Origin of the sequence: Streptomyces sp. NPDC017520 (assembly GCF_044329855.1) — a bacterium.
GTDB lineage: Bacteria > Actinomycetota > Actinomycetes > Streptomycetales > Streptomycetaceae > Streptomyces.
In genome coordinates, this window is record NZ_JBIRKB010000001.1 from 746568 (window position 1) to 769876 (window position 23309).

A 23309-nucleotide genomic window follows, 5' to 3' on the forward strand; every position below is an offset into this window, starting at 1 on the left:
TGGGGCCGCGCCACCGCACTTTATGGCGCGGTGGCGAGAAATGCACTGTCTGTCTGCTAGTTAAGAAGACTTCCCTGGAGTTCGGCGCGGAGGTCCGGAGTCAGGACACTGCCCGCGCGGTCCACGAGAAGGGCCATCTCATACCCAACCAGACCGATATCGGCGTCCGGGTGGGCCAGAACAGCGAGTGAGGACCCGTCGGAAATGGACATGATGAAGAGGAATCCACGCTCCATCTCCACAACCGTCTGATTCACGGCGCCGCCCTCGAAGATCCGCGAGGCGCCCGCGGTCAGCGACGTCAGACCGGAGGCGACGGCCGCCAGCTGGTCGGCACGGTCGCGCGGGAAACCCTCGGACATCGCCAGCAGGAGTCCGTCGGCGGAGACCACCACCGTGTGCGACACCCCGGGGGTGTTGTCCACGAAATTGGTGATCAACCAGTTGAGATTCTGCGCCGCCTGGCTCATCGGGCTCACACTAACGCTCCTGGTTGTAGGTGGTACTGGTGTCCGAACCCTCGCTGCGTCCCCGCTGGATCCCCCGCCGCAGGTTGCTCAACCTGCCGCGGACGTCCTCGGGCGCGCGGGAGACCTGGGGGCCGCCCTGCTGGGTCTGCTCCGCCGTGCCCTCGACCAAGTTGGCCTTGGGTACGCGCCGGGGGAGGCCGGAGGGGGTGATTCCGCCGGCCTTCGGCTCACGGAGCTTCTCGGCCCGCTCCCAGCGCTCGTCGTTCGTCGAGCGCCAGTCTTCGGTGCCGTCCCCGTCCGTCTGCGGGTCCTGCCGCTGTTCCTGCTGCGGCGGGGGCCCCGGAGTCGGATCGGGCTGCTCGTCGCCGCGGCCGCCGGGGCCGGGCTGCCAGTGCTGCTGAGCGCCGCGGCGCGGCAGACCGGCTTCGGTCAGCTCGTGGCCGACGTTCGGGGTGGGCCCCGGACGGTCGAAGCCTACGCGCTCCGACGTCTCCGCGGGGATGCTCGGAACAGATTCCGATTCGGCGGGAGCGATCGGCTCATAAGTGTTCTGGAAACCACTCTGAACAGGCCAGTCATCCTGGTGGGACTGGTCCGGCGAAGCCGCGTACGGGTCGGCGTACTGAGCCTGCTGAGCCTGCGGATCGGCATATGCCGATTCCGGATAACCGTCGCCCGGGTGCTGCTGAGCCTGTTGATCCAGCTGATCCTGCTGCTGTGCGTAGCCGTCTCCGGCACCGTACTGCTGCTGGTACGTCTCCTGGTACGGCTGCTGCGCCTGCTGCTGCCCGAACTGGTCCTGGCCGTAGCGATCGTCGGCGTAACCCTGGTGCTGCTGACCGCCGTGCGGTTCGCCCGCGTACGGCTCCTGCGCGTAGCCCTGCTGTTCCCGGGAGTTGTCACCGAACGGGCCGCCCGGGCCCGCCTGGGCCTCCAGGGCCGCCCTGCGCTCCTCGCGCATCAGCGAGCGGTTGACCGGGTCCAGCTGACCCGGGTCCGCCGGGGCCTCGTAGCGCGAGTCGTCGAAGCCGAGCTCCGCCGCCGTGCGCATCGGGGCCTGCTGCGGCGCCGGCTCGAAGGCCTGCTGCTGCTCGGGGATGATCGAGGAGACGGTGAAGTCGTCCTGGCCGGAGCCCGGTTCGCCACCGCCGCCGTGGGTGATGGCGTCCGGCAGCATGACCAGCGAGGTGGTCCCGGCCTGCTCGCCCGAGGGGCGCAGCTGGACCCGGATCCCGTGCCGGTCGGCCAGCCGGCCGACCACGAACAGGCCCATGCGCTGCGACACCGCGGCGTCCACGGTCGGCGGGTTGGCCAGCTTGTGGTTGATGTCGGCGAAGTCCTCGGCAGTGAGGCCGATGCCCTTGTCGTGGATCTCGACCATGACACGGCCGTCGGGCAGCCGGGTCGCGGTGACCTTGACCTTCGTCTGCGGCGAGGAGAACGTGGTGGCGTTCTCCAGCAGCTCGGCCAGCAGGTGCACGAGGTCGGTGACGGCCTGGCCGTGGATCTCGCTCTCCGGTACGCCCGTCAGCTGGATGCGCTCGTAGGACTCCACCTCGGAGGAGGCGGCCCGCAGGACGTCCACCAGCGGAACCGGCTGGTTCCAGCGGCGGCCGGGCTCCTCGCCCGCGAGGACGAGGAGGTTCTCGCCGTTGCGGCGCATACGGGTGGCCAGGTGGTCCAGCTTGAAGAGGCTCTCCAGCTGGTCCGGATCGGCCTCGTGGTTCTCCAGGTCGGTGATGAGGGTCAGCTGGCCCTCGATGAGCGACTGGTTGCGGCGCGAGAGGTTCGTGAAGATCGCGTTGACGTTGCCCCGCAGCATGGCCTGCTCGGCGGCGAGCCGGACGGCCTCGCGGTGCACCTGGTCGAAGGCGCGGGCGACCTCGCCGATCTCGTCCTGGGTGGTGATCGGGATCGGCTGCACCCGGGTGTCGACCCGGCCCGGGTCGGTGCGGGAGAGCTGGTCGACGAGGGAGGGCAGCCGCTGCTCGGCGATGGAGAAGGCGGCGGTACGCAGCCGGCGCATGGAGCGGCTCATCTGGCGGGCCATGAGCCCGGCCAGGATGAAGGCGGCCAGCAGCGCGATGACGACGATGAGGCCGTTGACGATGGCGTCGGTCTTGGCGTCGGAGGAGATGCTCGCGGCCTCGTCCACCGCCTTGGTGACCAGCTCGTCCTCGACGGTTGCGTACCCCTCGAACTTCGCGGTCGCCGCGGCCATCCAGGTCGCGGGCGTGATGCCCTTGGCCGCCAGCTCCTCGGGGTCCTGCCCCTGTCCGATCTCCCGGGCCATGCCGTCGAAGACCGAGCCGTCGATGCTCGGCGGGGCCACGAAGGGCTCGCCCGCGGCTTCGGCCTGCTCCTTGGCAGCCTTCAGCTGCTTGGCGCCGTCGGCGGCCTTGCCGGCCATGACCTGCTTGAGCCGGTCGACGTCGTCCTGGGTGCCCCCGGAATTGAACTCGCCCAGCGCGATCTGCTCCAGGTAGTTGTACGAGCCGAAGGCCTTGACCTGGTCGTTGTACACACCCGGCTTCTTGCTCGGGCGCACCAGAAGGTGCATGCCGATCGAGCGCTGAAGCGATTCTGCAGCCTTGGACAGCTCGATCGCGTAGACCGTACGGCCGTAACTGGTGATGTTGCCGGTGCCGAGGCCGAGCTCGTTGGCGAACTGCATGAGCGAGTGCTGGACCTGGGTGTAACCCTCTTCGGTCTTCACCGGGTCCAGGGCGCCCGCGTAGGCGGCCTTGCGCAGCTCGGGAAGCTTGGGCTCCTCGGCCTTGAAGAGCTTCAGACGGCGCTCCAGGCCCGGCTTCGCGGGCATCCCCTGCACCGCGGCGTCGAACTTCCGCGCGGCCTCGTCCGTGGTGGCCCGGGTCTGTTCGACCACATCGGCGTCACGTTCGCCCGAGAGCAGCGGCTCGGCGGTGAGGTCCCGCTCGTTCAGGAGCGCCTGTCCGTAGTCGGAGGCGGCACGCACGACGACCGCGATCTTCTCGGCGTCCTGGGCCTCGCTCCAGGTGTCGATGGAGCCCTTTACCTGAAAGCCGCCCATGACGAGGCCGACCAGCACCGGGATCAGCAGGATCGCGTTCAGCCGGGTGGCCACGCGCCAGTTGCGCGGGGACATCCGGCTGGTGCCGCCATCACCGGTGGGCTCCGTTCCGGGCCCATCCGCGGGGGACGACACAGCGCGCGAAGGCGGGGTGAAGTTGCCCCGCTCGGGCTGCGCCGCGGAGCCCTCGTTGCTTCGCCTCACTCGACCAACAACCTCTCGGCGTCGGCACCTACGCTGTGCCGGATTATTCGTTCAGGGCGGTCCTACTGGGGAGTTCGTCGAATTGCAGCACGGGGACCGGTCCCGTTCCAAACAGTCGGAACCAGCGATTCCGAGTGGCCCAGACCTCGGATAAAACGGGCATAAAGAACGAGCCCCGTCAAAAGGCGGGGCTCATGTGAGCGCAGTGGCACCGAATGGATGCGTCGGGTGGCGGCGTGGAGTGAATTCTCTCTCGAAACGTTATGAACACGGGGGCGGATCGTGTCAAACGACACAGGCCGCCCCCGCGTGACTACTGCAACTTCCGTATGCCGATATCGACTTACGCCTGGTGGAAGAACTACTTCAGGCGTGCCATCAGCGCATGCTCGACGAGGGTGATCAGGCCGCTCTTGGCGTCGGCCCGGTGCCGGGCGTCCGTCGTGATGATGGGCGCGTCGGGCCCGATCTGGAGTGCTTCGCGTACTTCGTCGGGGGTGTAGGGCTGGTGTCCGTCGAAGCCGTTGAGGGCGATGACGAAGGGGAGTCCGCTGTTCTCGAAGTAGTCGACGGCGGGGAAGCAGTCGGCGAGGCGGCGGGTGTCGACGAGGACGACGGCGCCGATGGCGCCGCGGACCAGGTCGTCCCACATGAACCAGAAACGGTCCTGACCCGGTGTACCGAAGAGGTACAGGATCAGGTCCTGGTCCAGGGTGATGCGTCCGAAGTCCATGGCCACCGTCGTGGTGGTCTTGTCCCCGGTGTGGGTCAGGTCGTCGATGCCCGCCGAGGCGGACGTCATCACGGCTTCGGTGCGCAGCGGGTTGATCTCCGAAACGGCACCGACAAACGTGGTCTTACCCACGCCGAAGCCGCCCGCCACCACGATCTTCGCCGAGGTGGTGGAGCGGCCCGTACCGCCGCTAGAGCTTGCGAAGTCCACTGAGCACCCTTTCGAGCAGTGTCACATCCGGCGCGCCGCCGGCCTCTCCGTTGCCCGGCTGGTGGATGGCCACCATGCCGGCTTCCGCCAGGTCCGCCACCAGGATCCGGGCGACGCCGAGCGGCATCGACAGCAGGGCCGACACCTCCGCCACCGACTTGACCTCACGGCAGAGGTGGCAGATCCGCTGGTGCTCGGGGAGCAGGGTCCCCAGATGCGCGGGGTCTGCCGTCGTGCTGACCAGTGCCTCTATCGCGAGCTGGTAGCGCGGCCGGGTCCGGCCGCCGGTCATGGCATAAGGACGAACCAGCGGCTGGTCGCCTTCCCCGTCGTACGACGCGTGGTGCAGTGCGCCGTACGGATCGGGTGAGGCGGGTGGCGGGGTCATGAATCCTCCGGGCGTGACAGCAGGTTCTCGGCTTGCCGTCTGCAAGGGGCCGGTGAGGGGACTAAAGCGGCCTGACGGGTGAGGGTTGTGGGCATTACCTGGGGGGATCGTGTCGTGAATCCGCTGGATGGCCGCCTAGTGGAGCAGACTTCCTTGGAGTTCGGCGCGGAGGTCGGGCGTGAGGACGGTGCCCGCACGGTCGACCAGGAGGGCCATTTCGTACCCGACCAGACCGATGTCGGCGTCCGGGTGGGCCAGAACGGCCAGTGACGAACCGTCGGAGATGGACATGAGGAAGAGGAATCCCCTCTCCATCTCCACAACCGTCTGACTGACGGCGCCGCCCTCGAAGATCCGGGACGCACCCGCGGTCAGCGAGGTGAGACCGGACGCGACCGCCGCGAGCTGGTCGGCGCGGTCACGCGGGAAACCTTCGGACATCGCCAGCAGCAGGCCATCCGCGGAGACCACCACCGTGTGGGAAACCCCTGGGGTGTTGTCCACGAAGTTGGTGATCAGCCAGTTCAGATTCTGCGCGGCCTGACTCATGGGGCTCAACTAACGCTCCTGCTGGTGAGTGGGGCCGAGATGGATACTGCCGGTCTGCGGGCCGTTGTTGGCCTGCCGACCCTGCTGGATGCCCCGGCGGAGATTGGTCAGACGACCGCGCACGTCATCGGGCGCGCGCGAAACCTGTGGTCCGGACTGGTGATTCTGCTGCTGTGCGGTGCCCGGAACCAAATTGGCGCGGGGAACACGGCGGGGCAGCCCGGAAGTGGTGACCCCGCCGGCGGCGGGCTTCTTGACCCGTTCGGCCTGGCGTACGAGCTCGTCGTTGGGCGAGGCCCGCCACGAGCTGGTGACCGCGGGGTCGGCCGCACCACGCCGAGGCATGGGCGGGACCGGCACGTCGGAGGAGTCCGGAGCGGCCGGCGCCTGCGGTTCGGCGGGCGGCTGCTGGCCGCCCTGGCCCGGACCGTGGAACCAGTTCGTCTCCAGGGTGTCGTACAGCGGCGTACGGCCGTCCCCGGGACCGGCAGGCGGCAGGGCCTCCGGCTGCTGGGGCAGCGCCGGACGGTACGGCGGAGCCTCGCCCGCCGGGGAGGCGGACGGCAGCGGCGCACCGAAGTCATCGCCCTCCGAACCGCGCTGACGCGGCGCGGGCAGCTGCTGACCCTGGTCGTACTGCCCCTGGCCGAGCTGGTTCTGGCCCAGCTGGTTCTGGTCCGGCTGCTGCGGGACACCGAAGTCGGGCCGCGCGAACTGCGCGGTGCTCGCCGGGTCCTGGCCCTGCGGAGCGCCCTGCGGGTACGACCGGTCCTGGGGAGCCCCCGGCGCCGAGAAGTCGGGCCGGGCGAACTCGGAGGTGGCACCGGGGCCCTGGAGGTCGTCCGACGGCCGCTGGTCCAGCGGTGCGTTGAACGACCGGTCCTGGCCGAGGTCCGCCGGACGGGCGAACTGCCCGGTCGCGTCGTGCTCCTCGTGTCCGCGCGGCGTGTCCGCGCCCCAGCTGGTGGTCGCCGGCCGCTGCGGCTGCGGGTTGCCCCCGGGCAGCTCGGCACGCGGTCCACCGGGCGGCGGCAGCTGACGGCCGGGGCCACCGGACTGCTGGAAGCCGCCCTGGGCGGGGCCGCTCTGATCCTGACGGCCCTGAGGCTGCTGCGCTCCGGGGCCCTGCTGGTTCTGCTGCGCTCCAGGGCCCTGCTGGTTCTGCTGGTTCGACTGGTTCTGCCAGCCGGACGGGTTCTGCTGGTTCGGCGGTGCGAACTGACCCGGGCGTCCGTTCTGCCCGGGGGAGGGCGGAGCGCCGTGCCCGAACAGGTTGGTCGCGTCACCGCGGCTCGGGGCCTCGCCCTGCGGGCCGCCCTGGCCGCCGCGGGCGCCGAGCCGGGCGCTGTTGCCGAAGGCGCCGGAGAGGCCGCCGCCCTGGCGCTGGGGCGCCGGACCCTGACCGGGGAAGTCCTGGCCCGCTCCGCCGTTGTTCGGCTGGCCACCGCCCTGAGGGCCCTGCGGACGGCCGGCACCGGTGTCCCGGGCCGGCAGTGCCGCCCGGGGACCCGCGCCCGCGCCGACCTGGCCGCGTTGGGCGCCCGGTCCACTGCCGAGGCTCTTGGCGCCCGGACCGGCCGGTCCGCCGCCCAGGCCCGCGCGCTGACCGTTGCCGGCGCCGTTCCCGTTGCCCGCGAGCAGACCGCCCGGGGCGCCGGGCTGCTGTCCGGGGCCCTGCTTGGACGGGGGCTGCTTGCCGCCGTGCGCGACGTCGACGGGCAGCATGACCAGTGCGGTCGTACCGCCGGAGTCGGAGGGGCGCAGCTGGATCCGGATGCCGTGACGCAGCGACAGCCGGCCGACCACGAACAGACCCATGCGGCGGGAGACGGAGACGTCCACGGTGGGCGGCTGCGCGAGCCGCTCGTTGATCGCGGCGAGGTCCTCGGGGGAGAGGCCGATGCCGGTGTCGTGGATCTCGACGAGCACCCGCCCGTCGGGCAGCGCGTGACCGGTGACCTTGACCTTCGTCTGCGGCGAGGAGAACGACGTCGCGTTCTCCAGCAGCTCGGCGAGCAGGTGCACGAGGTCGTTGACGACCCGGCCGGCGACCTCGGTGGCGGGCACCGCGGACAGCTCGATGCGCTCGTACTGCTCCACCTCGGAGGCGGCGGCGCGGAGCACGTCGACCAGCGGGACGGGCCGGGTCCACCGGCGTCCCGGCTCCTCGCCCGCGAGGACGAGGAGGTTCTCGCCGTTACGGCGCATACGGGTCGCGAGGTGGTCGAGCTTGAAGAGCGAGGACAGCTGGTCCGGGTCGGCCTCGCGGGACTCCAGCTCGGAGATGAGCGAGAGCTGGCGCTGGATGAGGCCCTGCGAGCGGCGCGAGAGGTTGGTGAACATCGCGTTGACGTTGCCCCGCAGGAGGGCCTGCTCGGCGGCGAGGCGGACGGCCTCGCGGTGCACGTCGTCGAAGGCCGCGGCCACCTGGCCGATCTCGTCCCGGGAGTGCACGCCGACCGACTCGACGGAGGTGTCGACGTCCTGCGGGTCGGTCTCGGAGAGCTGCTTGACGAGTTCGGGCAGCCGGTCCTGGGCGACCCGGGTGGCGGTGTCCTGCAGACGGCGCAGCGAACGGATCATGGAGCGGGCCACCACGAAGGCGCCGACGAGCGAGACGCCGAGCACGATGAGGATGACCGCACCGTTGATGATCGCCTCGCGCTGGGAGGCCTGGCGCAGCTCGCGGGCCTTGGCCTCCATGTCGCTGAGGAGGGTGGCCTCGATCGTCTCCATGGCCTTGATCTTGATGGTGCTCTGGTCGTACCAGTCCAGGTACGACCGGACCTGCTTGCCCTCGATCCCGTTCGTGGTGTCCAGGATCCGCTTGGCGTACATGTTCCCGGCGTTGATCTCCGGGTTGCCGTTGTCCAGGGGCGCCATGAGCTCCTCGGCGCTCTCCCCGGTCGTCCCGTAGATCGTCTTGAACGAGGTGAGGGCCCGGGACTCCTTGGCGAGGGCGTTGGAGCCGAACTGCCGGTCGTTCGGGTTGAGGTGCGGCTCCTTGACCGCACCGCCAGGCAGAGCCGCGGCGATGACCGCGCGCTGGACCGAGGCGTACTCCTTGGCGGAGGAGAACGCCGCCAGGGCCCGGGTCCGCTTGATCATGTCCGGGTTGCTGGTCGCCTGCGCCATGTCCTGCGAGAGGCTCAGCAGCGAGGTGATCAGCTGGTTGTACTGGTCGATGGTGTTGAGGCTCGGCGCGCCCTCTTCGTACGCCGTCTTGCGGATCGTACGGATGGTGCCGAGCTGGGAGGCGATCTGCGAGATGCTCGCGTGGATGCTGTCGAGCGCCTCGTCGCCCTCGGAGTCACCGATCGAGTCGGTCTCGTCGAGGAAGGCGTCCTTGGCCCGGTCGGTCTTGTCCCGGGGCCCGGTGACCTTGTAGTCGGTGGGCTTGGACTTGTTGGACAGCGGACCGGCCGACTGGTCGCGCTCCACCTGCAGCGCCTGGGCGAGCGAGGTCGCCTGCTTGGTCATCTTGGTCAGCAGTTGCATGTGCTGCAACTGCTGGCTGTCGTTCATGGACTCGTTGATCCTCAGGCCGCCCAGGCTGGTCGCGGCGACCACGGGGAGGGCGAGGAGCGAGACCAGTCGCGTGCTGATGCGCCAGTTACGGAGAGCTATGCGCGAACCCGTGTCGACCGGGCCGCGGGGTTGTGCGGGCGTGTTCGGCTCCGCGCCGCTGCTCGTCGTGGAGCCCGAGCCCTGCGCGCGGTCGCTGTTGTCGCCGGCAGCGGCCGGCCCGGGGTTCTGGGCGTGCTGGGGCGAGGAACCGCGGTCGGTCCCGCCGCGCGGCTCCTGTTCCGCCGGAGCGCTGCCATCCCTCTTGAAACGTCCCTGCACTAGCGTCGCAACCTCTGGACCAGGCGTCCCGCCCGCGTGTGCGGACAAGAACGGTGTCGGCGTCGTGGGGCGCTGGACGCGCCCCATGGGTGGTCGTATGAGTGACCGGCGTACTTCCCCCTCCCGCCGCCACTCGGCGCTGCGTTGCGCCCCTGCGCGCCGGCCTGAAACCCGCGGCGGTGCGTGGAATTCCAGCACAGTGCAGGATCTCCAACAAGGGCCATGTACCGGGCCGTGACCTGCGTGACACATTGTGATGGGCGAGTAACAAGCGGTGGAGAGTGATCGTGGGCAAAACGGACGATTACGGAGGGTTCACCTAGGGGTGAGGGGTGTCCCAGACGCGATGATCAGCAGCGGAATGGTGGATTCAGTGATGCATTGTCCGTTTTCTGGACCACGGCCGACTGTCCGTAATGGGGCAATTGTCGATTAGTTCGTGAGCAAACTCACATGATGATCGTCGCCTCATCCCGGCTCCGGCGGGGAATCGGATGTTTAGCCTGACGCTTTACAGGGATGGCGAATCCGACAAGCCGGCGCCGCGACGAGCGACGCCCTCACCGACAGGGTCCTGACGGCAGATGAAGACGACGACGATGTTCCGCAACATTGCCAACCCCCGGCGCACCACGCTGGCGCACCTCAAGGACGCCGAAGCGCTGCGGACGCCCCCCCAGCCGGAGCACGCCGCCGACCTGCCGACCGTGACGGCCAACCCGCGCCGCACCATCCTGATGGAAGCCCCGGCCACGGCCGCCCAGTAGGGCCCCGCCATGCGCGCGGCTGTCCCCCTCGTCGGCGTTAGCCTGGAGCGTCAGTCTTCAGTCAGCCAGCAAGTGAGGGGCGACAGCATCCCGTGCGCATCGCCAGGTTCTCCATCGACGGCAATGTCGCCTTCGGCGCCGTCGAGGGACAGGGCACCGTGGAATCCGGTGACCTCGTCCTCGACATCATCAAGGGCATTCCGTACGCCGACTTCGAGCTCTCGGGCACCAAGGTCCCGCTGAACAAGGTCCGGCTGCTGCCCCCCGTGCTCCCCAACAAGGTCGTGGCCATCGGCCGCAACTACGCGGAGCACGCCGCCGAACTCGGCCACGAGGTCCCCGACGCGCCGATCACCTTCTTCAAGCCCACCACCTCGGTGATCGGCTCCGGCGACGCGATCGAGTACCCCTCCTTCTCCAACGAGCTGCACCACGAGGCCGAGCTGGCCGTGGTCATCGGCCGCATGTGCCGCGAGGTCCCCCGCGAGCGGGTCAAGGACGTCATCCTCGGCTACACCTGCGCCAACGACGTCACCGCCCGCGATGTGCAGCAGCGCGAGAAGCAGTGGGCCCGCGCCAAGGGCTTCGACACCTCCTGCCCGCTGGGCCCCTGGGTGGAGACCGAGGTGGACCCCCACGACCTCACCATCCAGGCGACGGTCAACGGCGAGCAGCGACAGCTCGGCCGCACCAGCGACATGGTCCGCTCCATCGAGGACCTGATCGTCCACATCACGGAGGCCATGACGCTGCTCCCGGGCGACGTGATCCTCACGGGCACCCCCGCAGGGGTCGGCCCCCTGCACGTCGGCGACGAGGTCGCCGTCACCATCGAAGGCATCGGCACTCTCACCAACAAGGTGATCAAGCGTGGCTAACGCACCAGTACGCGTACGTTTCTGTCCCTCCCCGACCGGCAACCCGCACGTGGGCCTGGTCCGGACGGCTCTCTTCAACTGGGCCTTCGCCCGGCACCACCAGGGCACCCTGGTCTTCCGGATCGAGGACACCGACGCGGCGCGCGACTCCGAGGAGTCCTACCAGCAGCTGCTCGACTCGATGCGCTGGCTGGGCCTGGACTGGGACGAGGGCCCCGAGACCGGCGGCCCGCACGCCCCCTACCGCCAGTCGCAGCGGATGGACCTGTACAAGGACGTCGCCGAGAAGCTGCTCGCCGCCGGGTACGCCTACCCCTGCTACTGCACCACCGAGGAGCTGGACACCCGCCGCGACGCCGCCCGCGCCGCCGGGAAGCCGTCCGGCTACGACGGCCACTGCCGCGACCTCACCGCCGAGCAGAAGACCGCGTACGAGGCCGAGGGCCGCAGCTCGATCGTCCGCTTCCGGATGCCCGACGAGGCCATCACCTTCACCGACCTGGTCCGCGGCGACATCACCGTCCAGCCGGAGAACGTCCCCGACTACGGCATCGTCCGCGCCAACGGGGCCCCGCTCTACACGCTGGTCAACCCGGTCGACGACGCGCTGATGGAGATCACCCACGTCCTGCGCGGCGAGGACCTGCTCTCCTCCACCCCGCGCCAGATCGCCCTGTACCGGGCGCTCATCGAGCTGGGCATCGCCAAGGACACCCCCGCCTTCGGCCACCTGCCGTACGTCATGGGCGAGGGCAACAAGAAGCTCTCCAAGCGCGACCCCCAGGCCTCGCTCAACCTCTACCGCGAGCGCGGCTTCCTCCCCGAGGGGCTGCTGAACTACCTCTCGCTGCTGGGCTGGTCGATCGCGGAGGACCGCGACATCTTCTCGATGGACGAGCTGGTCGCCGCGTTCGACATCAAGGACGTCAACGCCAACCCGGCCCGCTTCGACCTCAAGAAGTGCGAGCACATCAACGCCGAGCACATCCGCATGCTGGATGTGAAGGCCTTCACCGAGGCCTGCGGCCCCTGGCTGCGGGCCCCCTTCGCCCCCTGGGCCCCGGAGGCGTTCGACGCGGAGAAGTGGACGCGGATCGCCCCGTATGCCCAGACCCGGGTCACGGTGCTCTCCGACATCACCGACAACGTCGACTTCCTCTTCCTCGACGAGCCGGTGGAGGACGAGGCGTCCTGGACCAAGGCGATGAAGGGCGACCCGGCGGCCCTGCTCACCACGGCCCGCGCCAACCTGGAAGCGGCCGACTGGAGCGACCCGGAGTCCCTGAAGAACGCCGTCCTCACCGCCGGCGAGGCCCACGGTCTCAAGCTCGGCAAGGCGCAGGCCCCGGTCCGCGTCGCCGTCACCGGCCGCACCGTCGGCCTGCCGCTCTTCGAGTCCCTGGAGATCCTCGGCCGCGACAAGAGCCTGGCCCGCGTGGACGCCGCGCTGGCGAAGCTGACCGCGTAAGCGACAGGACAACCCCCGAGGAGGGCCGCAGCCGACCGGCTGCGGCCCTCCTCGGCTTTCGCTCCCCTCGGGTCCCTCCGGACGGCTACCGTGAGATCCATGCCGATCCGCGCCGTGCTCTGGGACATCGACGACACGATCTTCGACTACGCGGGCGCCGACCACACCGGGATGCGACAGCACCTGGGGAGCGTGGGGCTGCCCGAGGCCTACGCGACGGTCGACGAGGCCCTCGCCGCCTGGAAGGCGATCACCGCCGTGCACTGGGCGCGCGTCGCCGCGGGGGAGACGGACTTCCTCGGGCAGCGGCGGGACCGGGTCCGCGAGTTCCTCTCGCGGACCATGGAGGACGCCGAGGCCGACGGCTGGTTCGCCGGCCACCTGACGCACTACGAGGCCGCCTGGCGGCTCTTCCCGGACGTGCTGCCGGTTCTGGACCTGCTGTCCCCCGGCTACCGGCACGCGATCCTCTCCAACTCCAGCACCCACAACCAGCACCACAAGCTCACCGCGCTCGGCGTCCGCGACCGGTTCGAGGCGATGGTCTGCGCCGTGGAGCTGGGCATCTCCAAGCCGGAGGCCGGCGCCTTCCACGCGGCCTGCGAAGCGCTCGCGCTGGAGCCGCACGAGGTGGCGTACGTGGGCGACGAGCCCGACATCGACGCCGGCGGGGCCGTCGCCGCCGGGCTGACCGGCATCTGGCTCGACCGGCGGGGCAGGGGCGGGAGGCCGGATCTCGTGACGATCACCGGGCTCGACCAGCTGCCCGGCCTGCTGGCGGGCCATACCCGTTTTGGAGCGCCGGACACCTTCGGGTAATGTTCTTTCTGCGCCGCCCGAGCGGGCCGAAAGATCCGGCCGGGAAGCGCAGACAGAGATGAAACCCCCACCAGGGGTTGCGTTTCAGTGGGCTATGGTGTAATTGGCAACACTACGGTTTCTGGTACCGTCATTCTAGGTTCGAGTCCTGGTAGCCCAGCGCAAGACCAAGCAGTACGAGCAAGATCAGCAGGACAAGCCCCCGTTGTGTAGCGGCCTAGCACGCTGCCCTCTCACGGCAGTAGCGCCGGTTCGAATCCGGTCGGGGGTACAGATCCTTCCCGCGAGAACATCATGGGTCGCACCCATCGCTCTCGATGCAGGATCGCTAGGGCCCCCGTTGTGTAGCGGCCTAGCACGCTGCCCTCTCACGGCAGTAGCGCCGGTTCGAATCCGGTCGGGGGTACTTGTCACACCATGGGCTATGGTGTAATTGGCAACACTACGGTTTCTGGTACCGTCATTCTAGGTTCGAGTCCTGGTAGCCCAGCGCAAGTCAGCAGTAAACACGCCCCCGTTGTGTAGCGGCCTAGCACGCTGCCCTCTCACGGCAGTAGCGCCGGTTCGAATCCGGTCGGGGGTACAACAGAGCAGTACAGGAAGGCCCTTCGCTTCGGTGGAGGGCCTTTCCGCTTGTCCGGAGTGAGGAAGCCCCACGCAAGTCGCCCGCCCGGCACCCTGGTTGCGCCCCTGGGGGAGCCCGGAAAGGAAAAAGGGCCGCCACGACGCTGGGGCGGCCTTCGGGGAGTCCGGTCGAAGAGGAAGTGGTGTGCGGCGTCAGCCCGTGCGGCGCAGGGCCTCGCTCAGCCGTGCCGCCGAGTCGATGACCGCCTGGGCGTGCATCCGGCCCGGGTGGCGGGTCAGCCGCTCGATCGGCCCGGAGACCGAGACCGCGGCGACCACCCGGTTCGACGGGCCGCGCACCGGCGCCGAGACCGAGGCGACGCCCGGCTCCCGCTCGCCGATCGACTGGGCCCAGCCCCGCCGCCGTACGCCGGAGAGCGCCGTCGCCGTGAACCTGGCGCCCTGGAGCCCCCGGTGGAGGCGCTCCGGCTCCTCCCAGGCCATCAGGATCTGGGCGGAGGAACCCGCCTTCATCGTGAGGGTCGAGCCGACCGGCACCGTGTCCCGGAGGCCGGACAGCCGTTCCGCCGCGGCCACGCAGATGCGCATGTCGCCCTGCCGGCGGTAGAGCTGCGCGCTCTCGCCGGTGATGTCGCGCAGATGGGTGAGCACCGGTCCGGCCGTGGCCAGCAGGCGGTCCTCGCCCGCCGCGGCTGCCAGTTCCGACAGCCGGGGGCCGAGAATGAACCGGCCCTGCATATCCCTCGCCACCATCCGGTGGTGTTCCAGTGCCACGGCCAGTCGATGGGCCGTGGGCCGTGCGAGCCCGGTCGCCGCGACCAGCCCGGCGAGGGTGGCCGGACCGGACTCCAGGGCGCTCAATACCAGAGCTGCCTTGTCGAGAACGCCGACGCCGCTAGAGTTGTCCATACGACGATACTCCCGTCTCACTCTGTGAAACGCAAGTTCAATTTCCGGCGGAAGTTGCGAACCTGTACCGGCGGCCGCACAACGGCTCGTAGCCACCGCCCCGCACGGGGGTCCGGACGGAGGCGCACCGAATCTCTAGTTGGGCCGGCGAAGACGCCGGCCGGAGGGAAAGCGATGGGTAGGACACTCGCGGAGAAGGTCTGGGACGACCATGTTGTCCGGCGCGCGGAGGGCGAGCCCGACCTTCTCTACATCGATCTGCACCTGCTCCACGAGGTGACCAGCCCCCAGGCCTTCGACGGGCTGCGCCAGGCCGGACGTCCGGTGCGGCGCCTCGACCTCACCATCGCCACCGAGGACCACAACACCCCGACCCTCGACATCGACAAGCCGATCGCCGACCCGGTCTCCCGCGCCCAGCTGGAGACCCTGCGCAAGAATTGCGCGGACTTCGGCGTCCGGCTGCACCCGCTGGGCGACGTCGAGCAGGGCGTGGTGCACGTGGTCGGCCCGCAGCTGGGGCTGACCCAGCCCGGTACCACCGTGGTCTGCGGCGACTCCCACACCTCCACGCACGGCGCGTTCGGCGCACTGGCGTTCGGCATCGGCACCAGCCAGGTCGAGCACGTCCTCGCCACCCAGACGCTGCCGCTGGACCGCCCGAAGACCATGGCCATCACGGTCGAGGGCGAACTGCCCGACGAGGTCACCGCGAAGGACCTGATCCTGGCGATCATCGCCCGGATCGGCACCGGCGGCGGCCAGGGCTACATCCTCGAATACCGCGGCTCCGCCATCGAGAAGCTCTCGATGGAGGCCCGGATGACCATCTGCAACATGTCGATCGAGGCCGGCGCCCGCGCGGGCATGATCGCCCCGGACGCCACCACCTTCGACTACCTCAAGGGCCGCGTCCACGCCCCCGAGGGCGAGGACTGGGACGCCGCCGTCGCGTACTGGAAGGCCCTGCGCTCCGACGACGACGCGGTGTTCGACGCCGAGGTCGTCATCGACGCCACCGAACTGGCTCCGTTCGTCACCTGGGGCACCAACCCCGGCCAGGGCGCGCCCCTGTCGGCCAACGTCCCCGACCCGGCTTCGTACGAGGACGCCTCGGAGCGTTTCGCCGCCGAAAAGGCCCTGGAGTACATGGGGTTGACCGCGGGCCAGCCGCTGCGCGACATCAGCGTCGACACCGTCTTCGTAGGTTCGTGCACCAACGGCCGCATCGAGGACCTGCGCAACGCGGCGTCGATCCTGGACGGCCGCAAAGTCGCCGACGGGGTGCGGATGCTGGTCGTTCCCGGCTCGGTCCGGGTCGCGCTCCAGGCCGTCTCCGAGGGCCTGGACAAGGTCTTCACCGAGGCCGGCGCCGAATGGCGGCACGCGGGTTGTTCGATGTGCCTCGGGATGAACCCCGACCAGCTGGCCCCCGGCGAGCGCTCCGCCTCCACCTCGAACCGCAACTTCGAGGGACGGCAGGGCAAGGGCGGCCGCACCCACCTGGTCTCGCCCCAGGTCGCCGCCGCCACCGCGGTGCTGGGCCATCTGGCCTCGCCCGCCGACCTGTCCGACGCCCGTACCCCCGCCGGAGTCCGATAGCCATGGAAGCATTCACCACGCACACCGGCCGGGCCGTTCCGCTGCGCCGCAGCAACGTCGACACCGACCAGATCATCCCCGCGCACTGGCTGAAGAAGGTCACCCGCGACGGGTTCGAGGACGGGCTCTTCGAAGCCTGGCGCAAGGACGAGAACTTCGTCCTCAACCGCCCCGAGCGCCAGGGCTCCTCGGTCCTGGTCGCCGGCCCCGACTTCGGTACGGGCTCCTCCCGCGAACACGCGGTCTGGGCCCTGCAGAACTACGGCTTCAAGGCCGTCGTCTCCTCCCGCTTCGCCGACATCTTCCGGGGCAACTCGCTGAAGAACGGGCTGCTCACCGTGGTCCTGGAGCAGAACGTCGTCGACGCGCTCTGGGAGCTGACGGAGGCCGACCCGACCGTCGAGGTGACCGTCGACCTGGAGGCGCGCCAGGTCCGCGCCGCGGGCATCACCGCCGACTTCGAGCTCGACGAGAACGCCCGCTGGCGACTGCTCAACGGCCTCGACGACATCAGCCTCACCCTTCAGAACGAAGCGGACATCGCCGCGTACGAGGCGGCCAGGCCCGCCTTCAAGCCGCGTACCATTGCCGCCTGAGCAGCGCTTTTCCAGGACTGCGCCCCCTGCCTCCCGGCAGGGGGCGCAGTCGCTTGTTGAGACCCCGTCGGGCGACAACTCGCCCCAGATGGCACAATCGGTGCATGGAACGCGACAGCCAACTCAAGCTCTACGGCCAAGTCGCCGACCGATTGAAGGAAGCGCACGCGAAGGTGCGTGCACTGCAAGTCCCGGAGAGCGTACGGATGGCGCTGACCCGGAAGCTGCTGGTCGTCACGGCCGCGGCGAAGCACGATCTCCCGGACGCGGCAAGGCGTCTGGACCGGATGATGAAGGACCTCGATGAGGGCCGATTCCCCGAAGGTGACTGACACGTGGAACTGCGCATCGGTCGACTTCGTTGCGGCACTAGGGTGATTAGCCCGTTTCGTGTTTGATTTGCGGTATATATCTGCCTAACGTGCGAAAAAGCTTGAACACTTTCGTTCTGGCAATGTCTCCGAAGGGGAAGACGTGAACAAGGCGCAGCTCGTAGAAGCGATTGCCGACAAGGTCGGCGGCCGTCAGCAGGCCGCAGACGCTGTTGACGCGGTACTCGACGCGATCGTCCGTGCCGTTGTCGCAGGGGACCGTGTCTCGGTCACCGGCTTCGGCTCGTTCGAGAAGGTCGACCGCCCCGCCCGGTACGCCCGCAACCCGCAGACGGGTGAGCGCGTCCGGGTCAAGAAGACCTCGGTGCCCCGCTTCCGCGCGGGCCAGGGTTTCAAGGACCTGGTGAGCGGCTCGAAGAAGCTCCCCAAGAACGACGTGGCCGTCAAGAAGGCCCCCAAGGGCAGCCTCTCGGGCGGCTCCTCCGCCGCCCGTACGACGGTGAAGGCCGCGGCCGCCAAGAAGTCGGCCGCCAAGAAGGCCACCGCGAAGAAGACCACCGCCAAGAAGGCGACTCCGGCGAAGACCACCGCCGCAGCCAAGAAGGTCACCGCGAAGAAGGCCACCCCGACGGCCAAGAAGGCCTCTGCGGCCGCCAAGAAGGCGACTCCGGCGAAGAAGGCCGCGACGACCGCCAAGAAGGCCTCGCCCAGCAAGACCGCGCCCGCCAAGAAGACCACGGCGAAGAAGGCGCCCGCGAAGAAGACCACGGCGCGCACCACCACGGCCAAGAAGGCCACCGCACGCAAGAAGTGAGACCGGGCACCCGCTCGCTCATCACAACGCGCCGGGCCGGGCTCCCCTCCGGGGGAGCCCGGCCCGCGGGCTTTCCGGGCCCCGTTCGGCCCAGCGGTCCCGCTCCGGTCGGAGCGGGGTCAGAACGTCTGCAGCGTCACCAGAGTGATCCGCAGGTCCGCTCCCTCGCCCTCTCCCTCGATCCGCACCCGCTGCCCCGGACGCAGCAGCAGCAGACCGCCCGCGTCGAAGGCCGGGGCGTCGAAGTCCACCGGGGTGCCGTCGTCCAGCAGCACGCTGCCGCTGCGGGTCTCGGGGTCGTACGTGTACGAGGTCGCCTGCATGGGCGGCAGCCTATCGGTCACGGGCGGGGGCGGCCGCGGCCGTGATCCGCGCCGTGTGCGGCCCCACCCCCAGGGCCAGGGCGACCCGCAGATCCTCGCCCGTATCCACGTCCCGGCGCACCGAGTCGACGCCGGACAGCGCTATTTCCGCCGCCCCCGACGCCAGGTGCCGGGCTCCGGACGGACCGCCGAAAGCCGGACGGAATTCCGCACCGCCGGCAGCGGCCAGAAATGTCGTTCCGATTCCCGCCGCGTCCCGGAGAAAAGCGCTGGGAAAAGCGGAAGCAAAATCGAGCACCCGCGCCAATTCGCTGGTACGCAGTGCCGGCAGATCCGCGTTGAGCGCGGCCACCGCGGCGGCGGGCCGCAGGGCTCGCACGGAGCGTGCGCCGTGCGCGAGCGCGGCGTTGAGCCCGGCCCCCGGAGCGTCCGGCACGATCCGCGCCCCGAGCGCGGAAAGAGCCGCCGCGGCCACGGCGTCGTCCGTGACGACCACCACATCCCGCACCAGGGAACACGCCAGCGCCGCGGCCACCGTGTCCTGGGCGAACGCCAGGGCCAGCCGGGGCCGCGCCTCATCGCCCGCCGCTTGACCCAGGCGGCTCTTGGCCCGTGCGAGCGGCTTCAGCGGAACGACCAGGGACCAGGGCCCGGCCGGATCGGTGTTCGTGGCGATCTCCCCCTCCGTACGCGTCAGCGCTCATTCTCGCCTGCCGGTACGACGACCTGGAGGTCCGCTCCCGAACGTGAGGCGTACGGTGTTCTCGACAGAGCAGGGGCCTGGGGCGAGACTTGACCGTCAGTAGCCAGGCAGCAGGTCGAAATCCCTAAGGAAGGTGTCCGAGTGTCCCGCCGCAGAATCGGCTTCTGGTACCGCCTGGCGGCGGTCATCGCCAAGCCGCCATTGGTGGTTCTGTTCAAGCGCGACTGGCGGGGGATGGAACACATTCCGGCCGACGGCGGATTCATCACCGCCGTCAATCACAACTCCTATCTGGACCCGCTCTCCTACGGCCACTTCCAGTACAACACCGGGCGGGTGCCGCGGCTCCTGGCGAAGGCCGGCCTCTTCCGCACCCCGTTCGTCGGGATGATGCTGCGCGGCACCGGCCAGATCCCCGTCTACCGCGAGACCACCAACGCCCTGGACGCCTTCCGGGCCGCCGTCGACGCCATCGAGCGCGGCGAGTGCGTCGCCTTCTACCCCGAAGGCACCCTCACCCGGGACCCCGACATGTGGCCGATGGCCGGCAAGACCGGGGCCGCCCGGGTCGCCCTGATGACCAGGGCGCCCGTCATCCCCGTCGCCCAGTGGGGCGCCAACCTCGCGATGCCGCCCTACGCCAAGGAGAAGAAGTTCCGGCTGTTCCCCCGCAAGACGCTCCAGGTGCAGGCCGGACCGCCCGTCGACCTCAGCCGCTTCCACGGTCTGGAGCCGACCCCCGAGGTGCTCCGCGAGGTGACCGAGGTCATCATGGCGGCGGTCACCCGCGAGCTGGAGGACCTGCGCGGCGAGAAAGCGCCCGCCGAGCTCTACGATCACCGCAAAGCCCGTGCTGAACAACGGCGCAGGGCCCAGGGAAAGGGACCCACGTGACGCACCCCGTAAAAGCAGCCGTCTTCGGAACCGGCTCATGGGGTACGGCCTTCGCCGTGATCCTCGCCGACGCGGGCTGCGAGGTCACCCTCTGGGGGCGCCGCGCCGAGGTCGCCGAGACCATCAACACCACCCGCACCAACCCGGACTACCTCCCGGGCATCGCACTCCCCGACACCGTCCGCGCCACCACCGACGCCGCCGAGGCCCTGCGCGGCGCGGAGTTCGCGTTCCTCGTCGTGCCCTCCCAGACGCTGCGGGCCAACCTCGCCGACTGGGCCCCGCACCTGGAGCGGGAAACCGTCCTGGTCTCCCTGATGAAGGGCGTCGAGCTGGGCACCGCCGAGCTGATGAGCGAGGTGATCGCGGACGTCACCAAGGTCTCCGCCGACCGCATCGCCGTCGTCTCGGGCCCCAACCTGGCCAAGGAGATCGCCGAGCGACGCCCCGCCGCGGCCGTCGTCGCCTGCGCCGACGAGTCCGTCGCCCAGCGCCTCCAGGCCGCCTGCCACACCTCGTACTTCCGGCCGTACACCAACACCGACGTGGTCGGCTGCGAGCTCGGCGGCGCCGTGAAGAACGTCATCGGCCTCGCCGTCGGCATCGCGGACGGCATGGGCCTCGGCGACAACACCAAGGGCTCCCTCATCACCCGGGGCCTCGCCGAGACCACCCGACTGGGCCTGGCCATGGGCGCCGACCCGTTGACGTTCTCCGGACTCGCGGGCCTGGGCGACCTGGTGGCCACCTGCTCCTCGCCGCTCTCGCGCAACCACACCTTCGGCACCAACCTCGGCCGCGGCATGACGCTCCAGGAGACGATCGCCGTCACCAAGCAGACCGCCGAGGGCGTCAAGTCCTGCGAATCGGTCCTCGACCTGGCCCGCAGGCACGGGGTCGACATGCCCATCACCGAGACCGTCGTCTCCATCGTCCACGAGGGCAAGTCCCCGGTCGTCGCCGTCAAGGAGCTGATGTCGCGGAGCGCCAAGGCCGAGCGACGCTGACGTCTCCCCTACCAGCAGGTACGCTCATCGCGATATGAGCAGCGAGAACCTCCCCCAGAGCCCTGAGCCCGCCGAGAGCCCTGAGCCGCAGCGCCGCAAGCCCCGCGTGGCTGTCGTGTTCGGCGGCCGCAGCTCCGAACACGGCATCTCGGTCGTCACGGCCGGCGCCGTCATGAGGGCCATCGACCGGACCAAGTACGACGTCCTGCCGATCGGCATCACGACGGACGGCCGCTGGGCGCTCACCGCCGACGATCCCGAACGCATGGCCATCACCGACCGCAAGGTCCCCGACGTGGACCGGCTCACCGAGTCCGCCGAGGGCAGCGTCGTGCTCTCCGTGGACCCCGGCAGCCGTGAGGTCCTCTACAGCGAACCCGGCTCCGTGCCCAAGGCGCTGGGCGAGGTCGACGTCGTCTTCCCCGTGCTGCACGGCCCGTACGGGGAGGACGGCACCCTCCAGGGGCTCCTCGAACTCTCCGGTGTGCCCTACGTCGGCGCGGGCGTCCTCGCCTCCGCCGTCGGCCAGGACAAGGAGTACATGAAGCGCGTCTTCCTCTCCTTCGGGCTGCCGGTCGGACCCTACGAGGTCGTCCGCCCCCGGGAGTGGGACAATGACCCCGCCGCCGCCCGCAAGCGGATCGTGGACTTCGCCGGCGAGCACGGCTGGCCGCTGTTCATCAAGCCCGCCCGCGGCGGCTCCTCGATGGGCATCACCAAGGTCGACTCCCTCGAAGGACTCGACGAGGCGATCGAGGAGGCCCGCCGCCACGACCCGAAGTTCCTCGTCGAGTCGCTGCTGCGCGGCCGTGAGATCGAGTGCGGGGTGCTGGAGTTCGAGGACGGCCCGCGCGCCAGCGTGCCCGCCGAGATCCCGCCGGTCACCGCACACGACTTCTACGACTTCGAGGCCAAGTACATCGACTCGGCCGCCGGGCTCGTGCCCGCACCGCTCACCGAGGAGCAGACCGCCGAGGTCCAGCGGCTCGCCGTCGCCGCCTTCGACGCCGTCTCCTGCGAGGGCCTGGTGCGCGCCGACTTCTTCCTCACCGAGGACGGCTCCTTCGTCATCAACGAGATCAACACCCTGCCGGGCTTCACCCCGATCTCCATGTACCCGCGCATGTGGCAGGAGAGCGGCGTCAGCTACCCGGAGCTGGTCGACCGGCTGATCCAGGCCGCGTTGAGCCGCTCCACCGGACTGCGCTGACGAAGCCGGCGGCCGGCCTTCAGAACTTGCTCGGTACCGTCTTCGAGACCGGGCCGGCGAACGCGGCCAGCGGCGTGATGTCGTGGGCGTACGTCGAGTCCAGCGTGACCTCGACGTACGCCTTGCGGTACGTGGTGGTGAACCGCGGACCGGAGTCCTCGGGCTCCTCCAGCATCCACCCCACACCGTCCGCCTCGACGCCCTGTGACTGGAGGTCGTCCATCTTCGCGGGCCGGGGGACCCCGCAGCGCAGTACGATCGCCCCGTCCCCCCAGCCGGCGGTCAGTTCCGAATCCGGGGAGGGGTCGCTGCGTTCCAGTTCGAGGACGGTCTTCGGCAGTTCCTCGTGCAGGGCCTCGCAGTACGCGGCGGCCTCCGAGGACGGTGTGGGAACCGTGATCGAGGGCTGCGCGTCGCTGAGGGAACAGCCCGCCGCGGCCAGCACGAGCACGGCAGCGGACGGACCGAGGAATATCGAGCGGGGGGAACGGCGGGCGGATGACGTCACCGGCCCAGCCTAGACGGGGGTCAGAGGTGGACGACCGGGCAGGTCAGGGTTCGTGTGATGCCGTCCACCTGCTGCACCTTGGCGACCACCATGCGGCCGAGTTCATCGACCGTGTCTGCTTGGGCCCGCACGATCACGTCGTACGGACCGGTGACGTCCTCTGCCTGGATCACTCCCGGAATCTTGGAAATGGTCTCGGCGACGATCGACGCCTTGCCCACTTCGGTCTGGATGAGGATGTACGCCTGTACCACGGAACCTCCAGGGCGGCCACGAGGATCATGTGGGGGAAAGGGACGCCACGTTATCGCGTTGCCGCGGGCCACGGGGAGACCTACGGGCCGGATGACGTCCACAGCGTGGCGTACAGAGCGCAGAAGTTGACGTATCTCTTGACGGTACCGACAGCACAGACGGCTCGCGACCGGGGGCCCGGACGGGT

General features: G+C 69.7%; 22 protein-coding genes and 5 tRNA genes. 16 read left to right on the forward strand and 11 right to left on the reverse strand.

Features of this window, described 5'->3' with window-relative positions; all coding sequences use genetic code 11:
* Window positions 1-56: 56 nt before the first annotated feature.
* The 6 genes from ACH4KB_RS03285 to ACH4KB_RS03310 form a co-directional block, all read right to left on the reverse strand.
* Window positions 57-470 carry a roadblock/LC7 domain-containing protein gene (locus ACH4KB_RS03285; RefSeq protein ID WP_006127847.1) on the reverse strand — a complete coding sequence of 138 codons (414 nt, stop codon included), beginning with the start codon at window positions 468-470 and terminating at the stop codon, window positions 57-59.
* Between the two features lie 10 nt (window positions 471-480).
* A complete protein-coding gene (locus ACH4KB_RS03290) occupies window positions 481-3726 on the reverse strand; it encodes a nitrate- and nitrite sensing domain-containing protein (RefSeq protein ID WP_398063069.1) in 3246 nt (1081 codons plus the stop codon).
* A gap of 361 nt (window positions 3727-4087) precedes the next feature.
* Entirely contained in the window at window positions 4088-4669 is a 582-nt protein-coding gene (locus ACH4KB_RS03295; RefSeq protein ID WP_397924026.1) for a GTP-binding protein, read from the reverse strand.
* Window positions 4650-5057 (reverse strand): DUF742 domain-containing protein, encoded by a 408-nt coding sequence (locus ACH4KB_RS03300; protein WP_003966010.1) that lies wholly within the window; start codon window positions 5055-5057, stop codon window positions 4650-4652. Before ACH4KB_RS03300 ends, ACH4KB_RS03295 begins: the two co-directional genes overlap by 20 nt.
* 135 nt (window positions 5058-5192) lie before the next feature.
* Window positions 5193-5606 (reverse strand): roadblock/LC7 domain-containing protein, encoded by a 414-nt coding sequence (locus tag ACH4KB_RS03305; RefSeq protein ID WP_006127850.1) that lies wholly within the window; start codon window positions 5604-5606, stop codon window positions 5193-5195.
* 9 nt (window positions 5607-5615) lie between these two features.
* The gene (locus ACH4KB_RS03310; RefSeq protein ID WP_398063071.1) at window positions 5616-9452 is read right to left on the reverse strand and encodes a nitrate- and nitrite sensing domain-containing protein; all 3837 of its coding nucleotides are present in this window, start codon (window positions 9450-9452) and stop codon (window positions 5616-5618) included.
* Between the two features lie 584 nt (window positions 9453-10036).
* On the opposite strand from ACH4KB_RS03310, the gene ACH4KB_RS03315 reads away from it, so the two are divergent.
* From ACH4KB_RS03315 to ACH4KB_RS03355, 9 genes are all read left to right on the forward strand, one after another.
* Window positions 10037-10219 carry a hypothetical protein gene (locus ACH4KB_RS03315; RefSeq protein WP_018960773.1) on the forward strand — a complete coding sequence of 61 codons (183 nt, stop codon included), beginning with the start codon at window positions 10037-10039 and terminating at the stop codon, window positions 10217-10219.
* A 92-nt stretch (window positions 10220-10311) separates the two neighbouring features.
* Window positions 10312-11097 (forward strand): fumarylacetoacetate hydrolase family protein, encoded by a 786-nt coding sequence (locus ACH4KB_RS03320; RefSeq protein WP_215104283.1) that lies wholly within the window; start codon window positions 10312-10314, stop codon window positions 11095-11097.
* The gene (gene gltX, locus ACH4KB_RS03325; protein WP_398063073.1) at window positions 11090-12565 is read left to right on the forward strand and encodes a glutamate--tRNA ligase; all 1476 of its coding nucleotides are present in this window, start codon (window positions 11090-11092) and stop codon (window positions 12563-12565) included. Before ACH4KB_RS03320 ends, gltX begins: the two co-directional genes overlap by 8 nt.
* A 99-nt stretch (window positions 12566-12664) precedes the next feature.
* Window positions 12665-13384, forward strand: coding sequence for an HAD family hydrolase (locus ACH4KB_RS03330; RefSeq protein WP_398063075.1), 720 nt, complete (start codon window positions 12665-12667; stop codon window positions 13382-13384).
* 88 nt (window positions 13385-13472) lie between these two features.
* Window positions 13473-13544 (forward strand) — tRNA-Gln (locus ACH4KB_RS03335).
* Window positions 13545-13582: 38 nt separating this feature from the next.
* A tRNA-Glu gene (locus ACH4KB_RS03340) sits at window positions 13583-13655 on the forward strand.
* A gap of 62 nt (window positions 13656-13717) precedes the next feature.
* Window positions 13718-13790, forward strand: a tRNA-Glu gene (locus tag ACH4KB_RS03345).
* Between the two features lie 12 nt (window positions 13791-13802).
* Window positions 13803-13874: transfer RNA gene (locus ACH4KB_RS03350), tRNA-Gln, on the forward strand.
* A 20-nt stretch (window positions 13875-13894) separates the two neighbouring features.
* A tRNA-Glu gene (locus ACH4KB_RS03355) sits at window positions 13895-13967 on the forward strand.
* Window positions 13968-14161: 194 nt separating this feature from the next.
* Here ACH4KB_RS03355 and ndgR read toward each other — a convergent pair.
* Window positions 14162-14878: an IclR family transcriptional regulator NdgR gene (gene ndgR, locus ACH4KB_RS03360; RefSeq protein ID WP_003966003.1), complete on the reverse strand. Its 717-nt coding sequence runs from the start codon at window positions 14876-14878 to the stop codon at window positions 14162-14164.
* A gap of 174 nt (window positions 14879-15052) precedes the next feature.
* Between ndgR and leuC the strand changes: the two genes are divergently transcribed.
* The 4 genes from leuC (at window position 15053) to ACH4KB_RS03380 (ending at window position 18222) form a co-directional block, all read left to right on the forward strand.
* Window positions 15053-16480, forward strand: a complete 1428-nt coding sequence (gene leuC, locus ACH4KB_RS03365; protein ID WP_398063077.1) for a 3-isopropylmalate dehydratase large subunit — start codon at window positions 15053-15055, stop codon at window positions 16478-16480.
* 2 nt (window positions 16481-16482) lie between these two features.
* Complete coding sequence (gene leuD, locus ACH4KB_RS03370) at window positions 16483-17076, forward strand: 3-isopropylmalate dehydratase small subunit (RefSeq protein WP_398063079.1); 594 nt, start codon at window positions 16483-16485, stop codon at window positions 17074-17076.
* A 104-nt stretch (window positions 17077-17180) separates the two neighbouring features.
* The gene (locus ACH4KB_RS03375; protein WP_026291031.1) at window positions 17181-17408 is read left to right on the forward strand and encodes a hypothetical protein; all 228 of its coding nucleotides are present in this window, start codon (window positions 17181-17183) and stop codon (window positions 17406-17408) included.
* Between the two features lie 142 nt (window positions 17409-17550).
* Entirely contained in the window at window positions 17551-18222 is a 672-nt protein-coding gene (locus ACH4KB_RS03380; protein ID WP_398063081.1) for an HU family DNA-binding protein, read from the forward strand.
* Between the two features lie 119 nt (window positions 18223-18341).
* Here the strand turns inward: ACH4KB_RS03380 and ACH4KB_RS03385 are convergent, their stop codons facing one another.
* The gene (locus ACH4KB_RS03385; RefSeq protein ID WP_398063083.1) at window positions 18342-18545 is read right to left on the reverse strand and encodes a hypothetical protein; all 204 of its coding nucleotides are present in this window, start codon (window positions 18543-18545) and stop codon (window positions 18342-18344) included.
* Between the two features lie 10 nt (window positions 18546-18555).
* Window positions 18556-19242: a 2-phospho-L-lactate guanylyltransferase gene (gene cofC, locus ACH4KB_RS03390; RefSeq protein ID WP_398063350.1), complete on the reverse strand. Its 687-nt coding sequence runs from the start codon at window positions 19240-19242 to the stop codon at window positions 18556-18558.
* Window positions 19243-19389: 147 nt separating this feature from the next.
* Between cofC and ACH4KB_RS03395 the strand changes: the two genes are divergently transcribed.
* From ACH4KB_RS03395 to ACH4KB_RS03405, 3 genes are read left to right on the forward strand one after another with little or no spacing between them, the layout of a single operon-like run.
* Window positions 19390-20142 carry a lysophospholipid acyltransferase family protein gene (locus ACH4KB_RS03395; protein WP_398063085.1) on the forward strand — a complete coding sequence of 251 codons (753 nt, stop codon included), beginning with the start codon at window positions 19390-19392 and terminating at the stop codon, window positions 20140-20142.
* Window positions 20139-21149, forward strand: a complete 1011-nt coding sequence (locus ACH4KB_RS03400; protein ID WP_398063087.1) for an NAD(P)H-dependent glycerol-3-phosphate dehydrogenase — start codon at window positions 20139-20141, stop codon at window positions 21147-21149. Before ACH4KB_RS03395 ends, ACH4KB_RS03400 begins: the two co-directional genes overlap by 4 nt.
* A gap of 34 nt (window positions 21150-21183) precedes the next feature.
* Entirely contained in the window at window positions 21184-22359 is a 1176-nt protein-coding gene (locus ACH4KB_RS03405; protein ID WP_398063089.1) for a D-alanine--D-alanine ligase family protein, read from the forward strand.
* A gap of 19 nt (window positions 22360-22378) precedes the next feature.
* Here the strand turns inward: ACH4KB_RS03405 and ACH4KB_RS03410 are convergent, their stop codons facing one another.
* Window positions 22379-22867: a DUF3515 domain-containing protein gene (locus ACH4KB_RS03410; RefSeq protein WP_398063091.1), complete on the reverse strand. Its 489-nt coding sequence runs from the start codon at window positions 22865-22867 to the stop codon at window positions 22379-22381.
* Between the two features lie 20 nt (window positions 22868-22887).
* Window positions 22888-23121: an Lrp/AsnC family transcriptional regulator gene (locus tag ACH4KB_RS03415; protein ID WP_006127869.1), complete on the reverse strand. Its 234-nt coding sequence runs from the start codon at window positions 23119-23121 to the stop codon at window positions 22888-22890.
* Window positions 23122-23309: the final 188 nt, after the last annotated feature.